The following is a 14,406-nucleotide window of genomic DNA, read 5'->3' as shown; positions in this document are numbered from 1 at the left end:
CAAACAGCCTTATTCATAGTGCAGCGCCTGGGTCGGGCTCAGGCGCGCGGCGCGCCAGCCCGGATAGAGCGAACAGAGCAAGGATAGCAGATAGATCACACTGGCCGATAGCGCGGTCGACATCAAAAACACCGCCCAGTTCAGGCTGTCGCCCAGCACGCCGGTCAGCGGCAGCTGCACCAGCAACAGCAGCGCGATGAAGATGGCGCCCGAACTGAGCAGCATTTGCTCGACGATGATCTGGCTGTAGATGTGGCCGGAATCGGCGCCGATGGCGCGCCGCAAGCCGATCTCCGGGATGCGCTGGGTGGTGTTCTGCCACAGCACGCCGAACAGGCCGAACGCCACCATCACCAGCAGGAAGGCGGCGATCACCGCCAGCACCGTCAGCGGTATGGTCTGGGCCTTCAGCATCGAGGTGCGCATGTCGGCCACCGGCGAGATGGTGTAGCTCCAGTCGTTGCGCACCAGCTTGAGCTGGCGGTTGAGTGCCGCTTCGAAGGTGCGCGGCGTGCCTGGCCGCACCTTGAGCTGGATCGCCTCCAGCGGGCCTTCATCGGGGCCTATTTGATGGCGCACCAGCATGAAGCCGGTCGGAGACATGAACTCGCCCTGGCTGCGGAACTCCTCGACGATGCCGACCACCTTGTACTGCTTGAGCGCCTTCTTGGGATGGTCCTCGTCCTCGCTGAATACCAGGCCGAGCGCCGGCTTGCCGTCAAACAGCTTCCGCGCCAGGCGGCGGTTGATGACCACCGGCCGCTCGGCCGCGCCATCGTCGGCCCGGGAGAACCAGCGGCCCTCGGCCAGCGTCATGCCGGCCACGGCGGGAAATTCATCGCTCATTTCGAACAGGTTGGAGACAAACTTGCGTTTGCCTTCGCGCAGCGTGAATTCGCTGGTCCAGTTCGACGACTGGTAGACCGGGAAGGTGGTGAAGCTCACTTCCTCCACTTCCGGCAAGGCCTTCAGGCTCTGGCGCAGCTTGTCGTAGATCTGCGGATCGGCTTCGATGCCGCCCTCGGTGCGGGCGTTGAGCGAGACCGACCACACGTCCTGGTAGCCAAAGCCGGTCGGCAGCTGGTACAGCTGGTAGCTGCGCAGGGCGAAGGCGCTGATGGCGAACACCACCACGAAGGCCAGCAGGATCTCCAGCGACAGCATCATATTGCGCGACTTGCGTTTCCAGATCAATTTCAGTAAGTGGCGCAGCATCATGCGGCTCCTTTCAAGGCGTGGACGGGGTCGAGGCGGGACATTTTCCAGGCCGGCAGCACGCCGGACAGCAGGCCGAACACGGTCGCCAGCAGCAGGCCGATGCCGAACACGGCCAGGTTCAGTTCCACATGCAGATAGGGGATCAGGCCCGAGCCTTCCAGCCACCACAGCACCACGCGCGCGCAGGCCAGGCCGATCAGGCCGCCGGCCAGGCACAGCAGCACATTCTCCAGCACCAGCTGGCGCACCAGGTGGGCGCTGGTGGCGCCGAAGGCCTTGCGCACGCCGATCTCGCTGCTGCGTTCAAGGATGCGGCCGGTGTTCAGGTTGACCAGGTTCAGCGCCGGCAGCGCCATGAACAGCAGCATCATGCCGCCGATGATGAGCAGCATGGTGGCGGCGCCGGAATCGGCCCCTTCCTTCTGCAACAGCGTGCGCGAGAACAGGTCGAGCTTGCTGTCGCCCCAGATGCGGGCGATGTTGAATTGCTTGGGATCGTCGAACACCACGGTCTTGGCGGCCGCTTCGATGTCGCGCCGGATGCGCGGCAGGTCGGCGGCCTTGTGCGCCAGCACCAGCATGGCGAAGTTGCCGAACATCTGGCTGCGGTAGTCGGTGGACGGGAAGGTGGTGATGGGCGCCCAGATGTCGGCGAAGGCGTTGATGTGCATGACGTCCTCGACCACGCCGATGATGGTGAAGTACTGGCCGCCGATGCTGATCTTTTGGTCCAGCGCCGGCAGGCCGGGGAACAGCTGGCGTGCGGTGCTGGCGTTGATGACGGCCACGAAGCGGCCCTGGTCCATGTCGGCCTGGTCCGGCACGCGGCCCTGCAATACCTTGAAGTCGAGGATCTTCCAATACTCGGCGTCGGTGCGGCGCATCAGCAGTTCGCTGACGCGGCCTTCCTGGTAGACCGACACGGTTTCCGGCATGGTGACGGCCGATACCGCCTCCACGCCCGGCAGCGGCTTGATGTACTTGTCGATCAGCTTGAAGCCGAGCGGGCTGCGGCGCACGCTCTTGTTGTCGGTGTGGCGCGCCTCGACCATGATGGCCTGCACGAAGCGCTCGCTCTTGCCTTCCACCCCGGACGGATAAAAAGCGTTTTGCAGCAGCGCCGTGACCACCAGCAGCACCACCAGGGTCAGCACGATGCACAGCAGGTTGATCGCGGTGAACAGCTTGCGGCGCATGAAGACCTTCCACGCGGTCAGCAGATAATTCCTGAACATGGCGTCTCCTTAAGCGACCAGCTGGCCGTCGAACACGCGCACGATGCGGCTGGCCAGCTTGGCTTCCTGCTCGTCGTGGGTGACCATCACCACGGTCGTGCCTTCGCTGTTGAGCTTGAGCAGGATGTCCATCACTTCCTGGCCCATCTTGCTGTCCAGGTTGCCGGTCGGCTCGTCCGCCAGCAATACCTGCGGCTGGCCGACGATGGCGCGGGCGATCGCCACGCGCTGCTGCTGGCCGCCCGACAGCTGGTTGGGGTAGTGGTCCATGCGGGCGCCGAGGCCGACTTTTTCCAGCGCCTCGCGCGCCAGCCGCTGGCGCTTCTTGGCCGACAGGTCGCGGTACAGCAGCGGCAGCTCGACGTTGTCGATCACGCGCAGGTCGTTGATCAGGTGGAAGCTCTGGAAGATGAAGCCGAAGGTGTTGTTGCGCAGCTTGGCCACATGCTTGTCCTTGTACGAGGCCACCGGCGCGCCGCCCACGTGGATGGCGCCGCTGCCTGGACGGTCCAGCAGGCCGATCAGGTTCAGCAGCGTGCTCTTGCCGCAACCGCTGGGGCCCATGATGCAGACGAATTCCGATTTCGCCACATGCAGGTCGATGTCTTTCAGGGCCAGGGTTTCGACTTTGTCGGTTTGGTAGGTTTTGCTGACTTTGCTCAGGCGTATCATGATGCGGTCCTTTCGATGAGGTTATTGGGCGACGCGGATGCTGTCGCGGTCCTTGTAGCGGGTGGTGTCTGAAATGATGAGGCGGTCGCCGGCGCGGGCGCCGGCCAGGATCTCCACGGCCTTGCCGTCGCTGGCGCCGATGTTGAGCGTGGTCTTGCGGGCCACGCCGTCGCGCACCACGAAGATGTCTTGCGGGCCGCGGCCGTTGAAGGCGGGGCCGTAGTCGGCCAGCAGGGTGTTCTGTTTTTGCTCGGTGACGATGTTCACTTCCACCCGCAGCTTGTTGCGCAGCATCGGATGATTGGGCTGGGCCAGCGTGACCAGCAGCTTGACGGTGCCGTTCTGGATTTCCGGCAGGATGGTCTGCACCACGCCGTCCAGCCGCACATTGCCTTGCTCGACGCGCACCGCCTGGCCGGCGCTGAGCGCGCGGGCGTGGAAGTCGGACAGCGAGGCTTCGACCTTGTAGTTGCTCAGTTCGGAAACCTTGGCCACCAGCTGGCCGGTGGCCAGGCTGGCGCCTTCATCGGCCAGCAGCCAGCTCAGCATGCCTGCGAACGGTGCGCGCACCTGGGTTTGCGCCAGCAGCTCCTGTTGCTGTTGCAGCTGCTTTTGCAGGATGTTCTTTTGCAGCCGAGCGCCTTCGATGCTGGAGGAGGTGACGCGCTTGCCGTCGTCGATCTGCTCGTGCTGCTGGCGCAGCTGGATCTCGGTGCGCTTGACGTTCAGTTCGGCCGTCAGCAGATCCTCGGCCGAGACGCCGCCGGCCTTGCGCAAGGTCTGGTAGCGGCCCAGCTTGACGCGCGTCGCTTGCAGGTCCAGCTCCAGCAGTTCGATGGCGCTGACGATCTGCTTGCGTTTCTGTTCCAGTTCCAGCGTCAGCGCCAGGATGCGGTTTTCCTGCTGGGCCAGTTGTTCGCGGATGCTGTCGATCGCCAGCACGATGGTGCGGTTGTCCAGTTCCAGCAGCAGCTCGCCGGCCTTGACTTGCTGGCCCAGCTTGGCGTGGACCTTGGCGACGTGGGTCTGGATCGGACTGGAGACCAGTTCCTCGTGGACCGGGATGACGATGCCGGAGGCGTTGATGGTGTTGGCGATATTGCCGACGCGGACCTCGGCCAGCGACACGCTGCCGGCGTCGACGCTGGGACTGACCACGCGGTTGATGCCCCACGCGGCGGCGCACAGCGTGGCCAGCGCGGCGGCCAGGACCATGACGGTCTTGCGCCGGCGGCCGGAGATGATCGAAGGGTTGAGCGCCTGGTCCATGGGGATGCAATAGTGAGCTGAAGATGTGTTCACTATTGCAATAGCCGTGCCACATGCCGGGAATGGCGGCAAAGCCAGTCAAATCAAGGCTCTGGTGCACGGCCGCCGGCCAGGCCGGTAGCGTGCGCCTGCCCGTCTCCGTTCAACACCGTCCGGAAACGGACACCTGCCCGCTTTCGTGGGGATGAATGATAATCAATGTCATAGGCTGGTTTCAAGGCGTTTGCTCATGCCGGTGAAGGCGAAGCTGTTGCCGTCGATGCGGAACAGGTCGGTGATTTCGCCGGTTTGTTCGAAGCCCTTGCTTTGGTAGAGGCGGATGGCGGGGGCGTTCACGGACAGCACTTGCAGGTCGATCCATGCGAGTTGCGCCGATGCGCGCGCCCATTGCGCGGCGTGGTCGATCAGGCGGCCACCCAGTCCGAGTTGGCGAAAGGCGCGGTCCACGCCCATGCCCAGCACGCAGCGGTGGGTGGCGTAGCGTTCGGGATGGGCGCGCAGGTCGAGGTGGCCGGCGATGCGGCCGTCGGCGGTGCGCGCCAGCCAGAAGCGGCGCCAGCCGGGCGCATCCAGCGGCGTCTGCATGCAGGTGCGGAAAGCGTCGGCCTTGTCGGCTGAGAGACGCGAGTCCGCGCGCGGCAGCGGCTGGAAATACGCGGTGTCGCCCTGGCCGTTGTCGGACAGGTGATCGTTGAGGTAGAGGAGAAAATCGTCGAAGCCGGCAGGCTCCAGCAGGTCGATGTGTAATTGGCTCATCGACCGATTGTAGCTGGCGGCCCCCCGGTCCGCCAGTGGCCGGCTTAAGCGGCTTCGCGGTCGCGCAGGTTGTGCGGCGCGCCCAGCGCCAACTGCGATGGCTTGCGCTGGCCGAGGCTGCGGACCGCCGCGGCGCGGCGATCCGAGGCCAGCTTGAACACGCCCACCAGCTGCACCAGGTGATGCGCCTGGTCCTGCTGCGCCTCGGCGGCGGCTGCCGCTTCCTCGACCAGCGCGGCGTTCTGCTGCGTCACCGTGTCCATCTCGGCGATGGCCTGGTTGATCTGCTCGATGCCGGCTTCCTGCTCGTGGCTGGCGATGCTGATCTCGCCCATGATCGCCGTCACCGATTTAACGGCGGCGACGATGTCCTCCATCGTCGAACCGGCTTCGCCGACCAGCTCGGTGCCGGCGGCAACCTTGTTGACCGAATCGTCGATCAGTGTCTTGATCTCCTTGGCCGCGGCCGCCGAACGCTGCGCCAGCGTGCGCACTTCGGTGGCGACCACGGCGAAGCCGCGTCCCTGCTCGCCGGCGCGCGCCGCTTCCACCGCCGCATTCAAGGCCAGGATGTTGGTCTGGAAGGCGATGCCGTCGATGACCGAGATAATGTCGACGATCTTGCGCGCCGAGTCGTTGATCTCGTCCATGGTGCGCACCACCTTGGCCACCACCACGCCGCCTTCGACCGCGATCTGCGATGCGTTGGCGGCCAGCGTGTTGGCCTGGCGCGCGCTCTCGGTGTTTTGCTTGACGGTGGCGGTCAGCTCTTCCATCGACGAGGCGGTTTCTTCCAGCGAGCTGGCCTGCTGCTCGGTGCGCGCGGACAGGTCCAGGTTGCCGGCCGCGATTTCGGTGGCGGCCGTGACGATGGAATCGGCGCCGCCGCGCACCTGGCCGACGATGCCGGCCAGGCTGTCGCGCATGGCCTGGATCGCGAACAGCAGGCTGCGCTGGTCGCCGCTGCGGGTGTGGATGTCGACGGCCAGGTCGCCGGCGGCGATCCGGCTGGCGATGCCGGCCACGTGGTCCGGTTCGCCGCCCAGCTGGCGCAGCAGTTGGCGCGAAATCAGCACGGCCGCCGCCACGCCCATGGCCAGCGACAGCAGGCCCAGCACGATGGCGAAGTTGCGCGCTTCGATGTAGGTGGCGTCCGCTTTCAGGCGGCCTTTTTCCATCGCTTCGCTCTGGTGCGCGATCAGCGCGTCCAGGCTGTTCATATAGGCCAGTTGCAGATCGCGCATATGCGTCAGCATGGTGTCGACGGCGCCGTCGATGTCGTCGGCGCTGCGCTTGCGCATCACCTCGTCGAGCGCCGCCTCGTAGGGCGCGCGCGTGGCTTGCACCGCCGCGAACAGCTGGCGTCCGGTGGCGGACTTGACCATGGTGGACAGCGTTTGCGTGGCCGCATCGATCTCCTTGCGCTTGTCGGCGACGACCGCCAGCTCCTTGGCGGCCTTGGCGTCGTCACGGATCAGCAGGGCGTTGCGCAGCGAACGGGCGATCTTGTTGCTGTGGTTGAGGATGGCTTGCGCCTGCACCACCTTGGCGTAATTTTCCGTGACGATGGCGTCGGTGCCGTCGTTGAGTTTGCCAAGACTGGCGATGTTTTGCACGCTGGCGATGGTCAGCATCAGCAATATGGCACCGAAGCCCAGGCCCAGCCGGGTGCTTACTTTGAGATTTTTGAGGTTCATAGGTGATTCGTGGGGCGGTCGGCCGCGCTCTGGTTTGCGGGCCGTGAATATACATTAAGATTTGTTGCGTTGCAATAAATCGACTGTGTGCCGCATCTCGGCCGTATAGCTCGGCTGAAAATTTCCCGGGCGATGTTCCACTGGGAGCGATTCCACTCTACACTTGGCATTCTGTTCACTTTGCCAAGGTTGATGGAATCCCATGAACGCCAACTCTTCCCGTCTGGATGTGATCGATGCCTTGCGTGGCTTTGCCATCGTCTCGATCATGCTTCTGCACAATATCGAACACTTCGATTTCTACTTTTCCCCGTCCGGATTGCCGCCCTGGCTGATGGCGGTGGATAAAATGATCTGGGATAGCCTGTTTTTCCTGTTCGGCGGCAAGTCTTACGCGATCTTCGCGCTACTGTTTGGAATGACGTTCTACATCCAGGATCACAACCGCTTCTTGCGTGGACAGGACTTCCGCGCCCGTTTTGCCTGGCGCATGGTGTTGTTACTGGGTTTCGGCCTTTTCAATTCCATGTTTTACCACGGCGATATACTCAGTATTTACGCCGTGCTGGGATTGGCCCTGATCCCGGTGGCGCGTTGGCGCAATGGCGTGGTATTGGGCATTGCGGTGTTCTTATTGCTGTTGCCGCATGCATGGGTGGAATTCTTCCTGGCCTTGCCTAATCCCGACGAAAAACTCGCCGATCCCGCTTCCTGGGCATATTTCGGCCGCGCCGAAAAATATATGGCGCATGGTTCGGCATTTGACGTATGGCAGGGGAATTTAACCAACGGGAAAATCGGCGTCATCCGCTGGAGTTGGGAGAACGGCCGCGTATTCCAGATACCGGCGTTATTCATGTTGGGCATGTTGGCCGGCCGTTTATCACTGTTTATTCAATCCGAATCAAACCGGATATTCTGGCGTAAAACATTGCTGATTGCCGTGCTGGCATTTATCCCGTTGTATCTGTTGAAAACCTTCCCCGATGCCTGGCATATTGGCGCGGCGGTACGCCGACCGTTATTGGTAATGGTTACTTCATGGTCGAACGTCGCCTTCACGGTGGTGCTGGTGTCCGGCTTTACGCTGCTGTCTTATTCCGGCAAGTGGCTGGGAATATTCTCGCCGCTGGGCCGCATGAGTTTGACCAGTTATGTGGTGCAATCTATCGTCGGCACGTCGATTTATTATGGTTTTGGCTTGGGGATGTATCAATACACCGGCGCCAGTTTCGCGCTGGCGATAGGACTGTCGCTGGCGCTGCTGCAAAGGCAGTTCAGCGTGTGGTGGTTGGGCCGTCACAAGCAGGGGCCGCTTGAAACACTGTGGCACAAAGCCACTTGGATCGGCTCTCATAGTGAGGTCGTGCCAAATATTGGCGCGAATATACCAAAAAACAGCTTGTGAAGGACGACCTGCGGCGACGGCCATTCAAGGCCTTATTCGTCGTCGGGAGCGATCCATTGAATGCGGCCGTGCCCGGCCTCATTCAATCGGTAGATCAGTTGCGCGGCTGTGCTATCGGGAAGGCTGAATTCGAACTGCACGTGGTCGGAATGGGCGACATTATCGAGGGTGGCGCCGGCCAATTCAATTTCGCGCCTTACCATGCCCTCCATCGCATAGGGAGCGGTGCAGGTCAGATATTGCAGTTTGATAATCGCGATTTTCTCGGACTTTAATAATGCCTGGGCTACGCTGTCGGTATAAGCGCGCACCAGTCCGCCGGCGCCTAATTTAACGCCGCCGAAATAGCGGACCACGGTGGCTAATACCCCTTCGAGGTCCTGGTGGCGTAAAACATCGAGCATGGGGCGGCCGGCGGTGCCACTGGGTTCTCCATCATCGACTGCCGCTGATTGGCCGCCGGCTAATAATGCCCAGCAAACGTGAGCGGCGCCCGGATGTTGCGCCCATAATTCGGCCACCACTTTTTGCGCGGCGTTCCTATCCGTCATCGGCTGAACGCAGGCAATAAAGCGGCTTTTTTTAATCAGCAATTCGTGGTGAACGGCGGAGGCGAGGGAGAAGGGCATGGCGGGATTTCTGGCACGGCGGCGGTATAAACCGGCCTATGGTGCCAGAAATCCGGGGGAAAGACAAAAACGCGCTTAGCGGTTGCTGATTTTCAGGCCATCGCTATCGGTGAAATTGCCGAGGACGACCATAATAAAATCGATCAGGGCCCAGATACCAAAGCCGCCGAAGGTGAACAGCATTAAAATGCCGGTACCGATCTTGCCGACGTAGAAGCGATGCACGCCCAACACGCCGAGGAAGAAGCACAGCAGTACGGTGACGACGTAATCTTTTTCCGAACGCGAGCCGGACGCGGCTGCGGAATGTTGCGGCGCGCCGCAATGCGGACAGGTTGGTGCTGTTTCGTGAATTTCTTTACCGCAACCGCGGCAGAATACCATGCCCATGTTTTCCCTTTTGTTTAGTCTAATTGTTGTTGTAGGCTGATTGCCTAGGCGGAAGATTATAGGTGGGGAGCCGGCCTAGCTTTCTCACCAACTGTAACGATCTGCTAAAATTCCTGCCCACCTAGCCGAGTATCCCACATGAGCAATTCCTCCCCCGCGCCGCACCACAACGCCACCGACAGCGACCAGGGGGAAGACGACGACCTGATGCGCAAGCTCGGGCTGAGCGCCAAGGGCGTGTTGCTGGCGCGCCAGGAAGGTCGCGTGTTCCTGCGCCTGAGCGGGGTGGTCGATTATGCAGGATTGCGGGTCGCCTACGATCTGGTGCCGGCGCAGGGCGTGCTGGCCAAAGCGTCCAAATGGCGCAAGATGGACGTCGATGCCCGCTCCCAGCTGCTGCTGGAACGCGCCAGCGACGCCGTCGGCGCCGAGCTGCGCGGCTACGTCAGTGCCTTCGTGCAGGAAATGGCGGACGCCTGCGACGACTGCGGGCTGGACGCCCAACCCTTCCTCGGTGCGCTGGCGGACATGCAAATTTCCGAGCCGGCCGGCATCGTGTTCGACCGCATCCGGCAGCGCCTGGAGCACGCGGTCGAGCGCGACATGGAGGAACAGCACGCCGAACGCACGCGCCAGAGCATCAACCTGGCCGAATATCCGGCCTCGTTCGACGTGGCGCGGCGCATGAAGCGCCGTTTCATCGCGCTGCTGGGGCCGACCAATTCCGGCAAGACCCATCAGGCCATCGAAGCGCTGGCCAAGGCGCCCAGCGGCGTCTACCTGGCGCCGTTGCGTCTGCTGGCGCTGGAAAACTACGAGCGCCTGCAAGCCATGGAAGCGCACGGCAAGCCGCTGGCGGTCAGCCTGGTGACGGGCGAAGAGCGCCGCCTGGTGGCCGGCGCCACCCACGTGGCCAGCACCGTCGAGATGCTCGACACCCGCACGCCGGTCGACGTGGCCGTGATCGATGAAATCCAGATGCTGGCCGACCGCGACCGCGGCTCCGCCTGGACCGCCGCCGTCTGCGGCGCGCCGGCGCAAGTGGTCTACCTGGTGGGAGCGCCGGAAGCGCGGCGCGCCATCGAGGTGCTGGCGGCGCGGCTGGACTGCGAGCTGGAAGTCCATGTGCTCAAGCGCAAAGGGCCGTTGTCGGTGGAGCCGACTGCCGTGCGCAAGCTGAGCAACCTGCGGCGCGGCGACGCCGTGATCTGCTTCTCGCGCCGCGAAGTGCTGATGTGGCGCGACATGGTGACCGAGCTGGGCCTGTCGGTGGCCACCGTCTACGGCAATCTGTCGCCGGAGGTGCGGCGCGCGCAGGCGCAGCGTTTCCGCGACGGCGCCGCCGACGTGGTGGTGGGCACGGATGCGATCGCGATGGGCTTGAACATGCCGATCGCGCGCATCGTCATGACCACCTCGGTCAAGTACAACGGCTATGAAGAGGAAGAGATCCCGGCCGCGCTGGCGCGCCAGATCGCCGGCCGGGCAGGGCGCTTCGGCGTGCACGAGGAAGGCCTGGTGGCCGGCTACGACAACGAGACCCACAACGTGGTGCGCTCGCTGCTGAGGGAAAAACCGGTGCCGCTGAAGACCACCGGCTTTGCCGTGGCGCCGACGCTGGAGCATCTGCACCGGATTTCGTCGGTGACCAACGAGCATGGCCTGGCCAAGCTGTTGAAGCGCTTCGTGCACAACATCGATGTGCCGGATGGCTTCTTTTATCCGCGCATCACCGAAGACCAGTTCGAGCGCGCGGCCTGGCTCGATACGCTGGAGCTGACGGTGGCGGAGAAATTCGCGCTGTCGCTGGTGCCGATCTCGTCCAAGGTGCCGTCCCTGCAGCGCGCTTGGGAACACTGGGCGACGGCGCTGGCCGCCAAGAAAATCACGCCGATCAAGGCGGAGCAGAGTCCGCTGCACTATATGTCCCTGCAGGAGGTGGAGGATGCCTGCCGCTTGTATTCGGCCTACGCGTGGCTGGCCTACCGGCAGCCGGAATTCTTCCCCGATACGGAACGGGCGCAGCTGCTGTCGCGCCAGGCGTCCGAGCGCGTGGACGCGATGTTGCAGGACCAGAATTCCGCCCTGCGCAAGCGCCAGCCGAAGAAGTTCCGCCGCTAATGACGAACAAGAACATGACGGGCGAACGTATAGACGCCATCGATATCTTGCGTGGCATTGCGCTGTTCGGCGTGCTGTCGGTGAACCTGGTGTCGGAATTCCGGGTGTCGATATTCCAGCAGTTCCTGGGACCCGATCCTGGCTTGGGCGTGTTGGATAAACTGGTGGAAGGATTGGTCCGCGTCGGCTTCGAGATGAAGGCCTTCGCCGTGTTTTCCTTCCTGTTCGGCCTGGGGCTGGCGGTGCAGTTCGAACGCCTGTCCCGCACCGGGCGGCCGTTCTACTGGCTGGCGCGGCGGTTGGGCGTGCTGCTGGTGTTCGGCCTGGTGCACCTGCTGCTGATCTGGAACGGTGACATCCTGACCGAGTATGCGCTCGGCGGCCTGCTGGTGCTGCCCTTGCTTGCGGCGCCGACCTGGGCGCTGGCGGTGGCGGCGGCCGGCATGTTCGCGCTCTACCTGTTCATCGGCGTGGTGCCGGTCGGCATACCTTGGCCGGATCCGGCGTGGTTTGAGCAGCATGTCGCGCTGGCCGATCAGGTTTATGCGTCGGGCAGCTATGCCGAGATCTGCCGCTTTAGCATGAATGAGTTGCCTTATCTATTGCCGTTGCATCTCTATGTGATCCCGAGGACGCTAGCCTTGTTCCTGCTGGGCGCGCTCGCGTGGCGCACCGGCGTCATGCAACGGCCGGGCGAGCACCGGCGCTTGTGGACCGGCATCGCGGTGGTCGGCGTGGCAGGGGGCGCGGCGTTGTGCATCCAGGACGTGGCGACCGGCGTCGGCCAGTCGCTGCTGGCCGCCGGCTATGCCGCGACGGTGATCTTGCTGACGCAGCGCGGATGGCTGCGTAGCTTCGCGCCGCTGGGCCGGATGGCCTTCACCAACTACATCGCCCAATCCCTGATCTTCGGATGCATCTTCTTCGGCTACGGGCTGGGCCAGTTTGGCAAGCTCGGCGCCGCGCCGGTGTTCCTGCTCGGCATCGGCGTGTATGTGGCGCAGATGGTGCTGAGCGCCTGGTGGCTGCGGCATTTCCGTTTCGGCCCGCTGGAGTGGCTGTGGCGGACGCTGATGTACGGGAAAACTCAGCCCATGCGGCGAACGGCTAAAGTCTGACGCTCGGGCCGCGCGCGCGACTTTATTCAACACCAATTGCTGGAGCGGCAGGTCTTGCTGGTCGCAGCGCGCCCGGAGCAAGGCCAGTTGCAGCGTTTGCTTGCTGGCAAAGGCGTCTTTGATGGCGCTCTTGTACCAGTGCGCGTCCCACGATTCCGTGGAGTCCGCCTGGGATTTTTTATCGATTTCCTGCTGCAGGTTGGCGAGGCACGCATATGGATCGATCGCAACGCCAAAGTGTTGTTGCATCATGGTGCGCAACTTGACGATGTCTTGTTCGCTGTTCTTTTTGTCGTAGATGTAGGTGCCGATGAACGCGCCGATACCGAGCATCGCCACGGCTATACTGACCAGGCTGAAGTTGTCCGAGACCGGGTTGCGCGCAGCCAGCAAGGCGATGACGACCATGACCGGCAACCAGACCCGCAGATAACCGAACAGGACAGAGCGCCAGTTCAAACCGTTGAGTTCATAGCAGGCCTTGGTCTTGCTCTCGACGTAGTAGCTTGCCCTTGGGAACAACGGCAAGTACCAAAGATGGCCGAAGACGGTCTTGACCGAGATATTGCCCACGTTTTGTACCGAGCCGTAGCTCCGTTTGCCCCAGACGAATAACATTTTGCTCCCTTGGTGTAATAGATGGCCGGATAGTACAGTGTTGATGCTGTATAGAAATACACACTTTCTCACCAAACTGGCGCCATCAAGCTGCCAACCTCGGCTATCATGGCGGCCGGTCGGCATACGCTGGATGTTTAGGGACGGGGATGAATGTAGCAAGTGGAGGGGCTGGCGCGGAAGATGCGGTCCAGCCGCAGTTTGGTTTGATTAATCTGTTGAAAGCCGGTGCAGCGCAGTTAATTGTTTTGCATCATTTGGCATTTTATGGGCCGATGTCGGATCACGTGCGGCCGCTGTTGCCGGCATTGATCGATTGGCTGAGCGGCAGTGCGCGCATTGCCGTGCAAGTATTCCTCGTCATCAGCGGCTTCCTGGTGGCTAAATCGCTGTCGCCTGCCGGCCAGTCCGGGCTGTCCGATCCGCTGGGGGCGATCTGGCGTCGCTACACCAAGCTGGCGCCGCCGTTCATGGCCGCCACCTTGCTGGCCGCCGCCGCTTCCGCCTGGGCCGGCAACTGGATGATGCACAGTTCGGTTTCCGCACCGGCCACCCTGAGCCAGTTGAGCGCCCACGCGCTGCTGATGCATGGCGTGCTGGGTTACCCGTCCCTGTCCGCCGGCGCCTGGTATGTCGCCATCGATTTCCAATTGTATGCAGTCACGGCCCTGGCGCTGTGGCTGGCCGGCCGCGCGACCGGCAGCCGCCGGATGTTATGGCTGATGCCGGCCTTGACGGCCTTGGGCGTCACCTTGTCGCTGCTGCATTTCAACCTCGATGCCGACTGGGATAACTGGGCGCCGTATTTCTTCGGCAGCTATGGCTTGGGCATGCTGGCGTGGTGGGCCAGCGATCGTTGCCGCAAGCCTGGCGCCGTCGCGATGCTGCTGGCGATGGCGTTGTTGCCGGTGTCGGCCGCCTTGTTCCTGGACTTCCGCAGCCGCATCGCGCTGGCGCTGGTGGTCGCTTGCCTGCTGTACTTGTTCGGCCGCGCTGAAACGGTGGCGACCGGCCGCGCCTGGAGCATCGTCAACGGCCTGGGACGGATCTCGTATTCGGTGTTCCTGATCCACTTCCCGGTCTGCCTGCTGGTCAACGCGGCGTTCAGCCGTTTCGTCCCGGCCGGGCCGGCGTGGCAGGGGCTGGGCATGCTGCTGGCCTGGGCCTCCAGCCTGGCAGCCGGCGCGGCGTTCTTCCGCTGGGTGGAGGCGCCGTTGGGACGTGCAGTCCAGTTCGCTACCGGGAAGATCGGCCTGCGTCCATTGGCGGCGTAGC

13 protein-coding genes are annotated in these 14,406 nt (G+C 63.1%); 5 read left to right on the top strand and 8 right to left on the bottom strand.

Annotated features, from left to right (window positions below; genetic code table 11):
* Positions 1–9: 9 nt before the first annotated feature.
* From D0T21_RS13145 to D0T21_RS13120, 6 genes are all read right to left on the bottom strand, one after another.
* Positions 10–1,218, bottom strand: a complete 1,209-nt coding sequence (locus D0T21_RS13145) for an ABC transporter permease (protein WP_116989426.1) — start codon at positions 1,216–1,218, stop codon at positions 10–12.
* A complete protein-coding gene (locus D0T21_RS13140) occupies positions 1,215–2,453 on the bottom strand; it encodes an ABC transporter permease (RefSeq protein ID WP_116989427.1) in 1,239 nt (412 codons plus the stop codon). Before D0T21_RS13140 ends, D0T21_RS13145 begins: the two co-directional genes overlap by 4 nt.
* A 9-nt stretch (positions 2,454–2,462) precedes the next feature.
* On the bottom strand, positions 2,463–3,125 hold the full coding sequence (locus tag D0T21_RS13135) for an ABC transporter ATP-binding protein (protein ID WP_116989428.1): 663 nt from the start codon (positions 3,123–3,125) through the stop codon (positions 2,463–2,465).
* A gap of 21 nt (positions 3,126–3,146) precedes the next feature.
* Complete coding sequence (locus tag D0T21_RS13130; RefSeq protein ID WP_116989429.1) at positions 3,147–4,394, bottom strand: efflux RND transporter periplasmic adaptor subunit; 1,248 nt, start codon at positions 4,392–4,394, stop codon at positions 3,147–3,149.
* A gap of 201 nt (positions 4,395–4,595) precedes the next feature.
* Positions 4,596–5,150 (bottom strand): GNAT family N-acetyltransferase, encoded by a 555-nt coding sequence (locus D0T21_RS13125; protein WP_116989430.1) that lies wholly within the window; start codon positions 5,148–5,150, stop codon positions 4,596–4,598.
* Positions 5,151–5,194: 44 nt separating this feature from the next.
* A complete protein-coding gene (locus D0T21_RS13120) occupies positions 5,195–6,847 on the bottom strand; it encodes a methyl-accepting chemotaxis protein (protein WP_116989431.1) in 1,653 nt (550 codons plus the stop codon).
* A gap of 202 nt (positions 6,848–7,049) precedes the next feature.
* On the opposite strand from D0T21_RS13120, the gene D0T21_RS13115 reads away from it, so the two are divergent.
* Positions 7,050–8,255 (top strand): DUF418 domain-containing protein, encoded by a 1,206-nt coding sequence (locus tag D0T21_RS13115; protein WP_116989432.1) that lies wholly within the window; start codon positions 7,050–7,052, stop codon positions 8,253–8,255.
* 32 nt (positions 8,256–8,287) lie between these two features.
* Here D0T21_RS13115 and D0T21_RS13110 read toward each other — a convergent pair whose 3' ends face one another.
* Positions 8,288–8,884, bottom strand: a complete 597-nt coding sequence (locus D0T21_RS13110) for a YigZ family protein (protein WP_116989433.1) — start codon at positions 8,882–8,884, stop codon at positions 8,288–8,290.
* Between the two features lie 75 nt (positions 8,885–8,959).
* Positions 8,960–9,274, bottom strand: coding sequence for a TM2 domain-containing protein (locus tag D0T21_RS13105; protein ID WP_116989434.1), 315 nt, complete (start codon positions 9,272–9,274; stop codon positions 8,960–8,962).
* Positions 9,275–9,412: 138 nt separating this feature from the next.
* Between D0T21_RS13105 and D0T21_RS13100 the strand changes: the two genes are divergently transcribed.
* The 4 genes from D0T21_RS13100 (at position 9,413) to D0T21_RS13085 (ending at position 14,405) form a co-directional block, all read left to right on the top strand.
* A complete protein-coding gene (locus tag D0T21_RS13100; protein ID WP_116989435.1) occupies positions 9,413–11,395 on the top strand; it encodes a helicase-related protein in 1,983 nt (660 codons plus the stop codon).
* On the top strand, positions 11,395–12,513 hold the full coding sequence (locus D0T21_RS13095; protein WP_116989436.1) for a DUF418 domain-containing protein: 1,119 nt from the start codon (positions 11,395–11,397) through the stop codon (positions 12,511–12,513). The genes D0T21_RS13100 and D0T21_RS13095 overlap by 1 nt, the downstream gene beginning before the upstream one ends.
* A 54-nt stretch (positions 12,514–12,567) precedes the next feature.
* Entirely contained in the window at positions 12,568–13,128 is a 561-nt protein-coding gene (locus D0T21_RS13090; protein WP_147328101.1) for a hypothetical protein, read from the top strand.
* Positions 13,129–13,280: 152 nt separating this feature from the next.
* Positions 13,281–14,405 (top strand): acyltransferase, encoded by a 1,125-nt coding sequence (locus D0T21_RS13085; RefSeq protein ID WP_116989438.1) that lies wholly within the window; start codon positions 13,281–13,283, stop codon positions 14,403–14,405.
* The last annotated feature ends 1 nt before the right edge of the window (position 14,406 follow it).

Source organism: Duganella sp. BJB476 (genome assembly GCF_003416895.1).
In the GTDB taxonomy this organism is placed as follows: Bacteria; Pseudomonadota; Gammaproteobacteria; order Burkholderiales; family Burkholderiaceae_D; genus Rugamonas.
This window is presented reverse-complemented; position numbering and strand designations above follow the sequence as displayed.

What these genes read in the sequence shown, in the direction of transcription:
- D0T21_RS13145 (WP_116989426.1), bottom strand. Translation starts at nt 1,218, where the DNA reads ATGATGCTGCGCCACTTACTGAAATTGATCTGGAAACGCAAGTCGCGC.
- D0T21_RS13140 (WP_116989427.1), bottom strand. Translation starts at nt 2,453, where the DNA reads ATGTTCAGGAATTATCTGCTGACCGCGTGGAAGGTCTTCATGCGCCGC.
- D0T21_RS13135 (WP_116989428.1), bottom strand. Translation starts at nt 3,125, where the DNA reads ATGATACGCCTGAGCAAAGTCAGCAAAACCTACCAAACCGACAAAGTC.
- D0T21_RS13130 (WP_116989429.1), bottom strand. Translation starts at nt 4,394, where the DNA reads ATGGACCAGGCGCTCAACCCTTCGATCATCTCCGGCCGCCGGCGCAAG.
- D0T21_RS13125 (WP_116989430.1), bottom strand. Translation starts at nt 5,150, where the DNA reads ATGAGCCAATTACACATCGACCTGCTGGAGCCTGCCGGCTTCGACGAT.
- D0T21_RS13120 (WP_116989431.1), bottom strand. Translation starts at nt 6,847, where the DNA reads ATGAACCTCAAAAATCTCAAAGTAAGCACCCGGCTGGGCCTGGGCTTC.
- D0T21_RS13115 (WP_116989432.1), top strand. Translation starts at nt 7,050, where the DNA reads ATGAACGCCAACTCTTCCCGTCTGGATGTGATCGATGCCTTGCGTGGC.
- D0T21_RS13110 (WP_116989433.1), bottom strand. Translation starts at nt 8,884, where the DNA reads ATGCCCTTCTCCCTCGCCTCCGCCGTTCACCACGAATTGCTGATTAAA.
- D0T21_RS13105 (WP_116989434.1), bottom strand. Translation starts at nt 9,274, where the DNA reads ATGGGCATGGTATTCTGCCGCGGTTGCGGTAAAGAAATTCACGAAACA.
- D0T21_RS13100 (WP_116989435.1), top strand. Translation starts at nt 9,413, where the DNA reads ATGAGCAATTCCTCCCCCGCGCCGCACCACAACGCCACCGACAGCGAC.
- D0T21_RS13095 (WP_116989436.1), top strand. Translation starts at nt 11,395, where the DNA reads ATGACGAACAAGAACATGACGGGCGAACGTATAGACGCCATCGATATC.
- D0T21_RS13085 (WP_116989438.1), top strand. Translation starts at nt 13,281, where the DNA reads ATGAATGTAGCAAGTGGAGGGGCTGGCGCGGAAGATGCGGTCCAGCCG.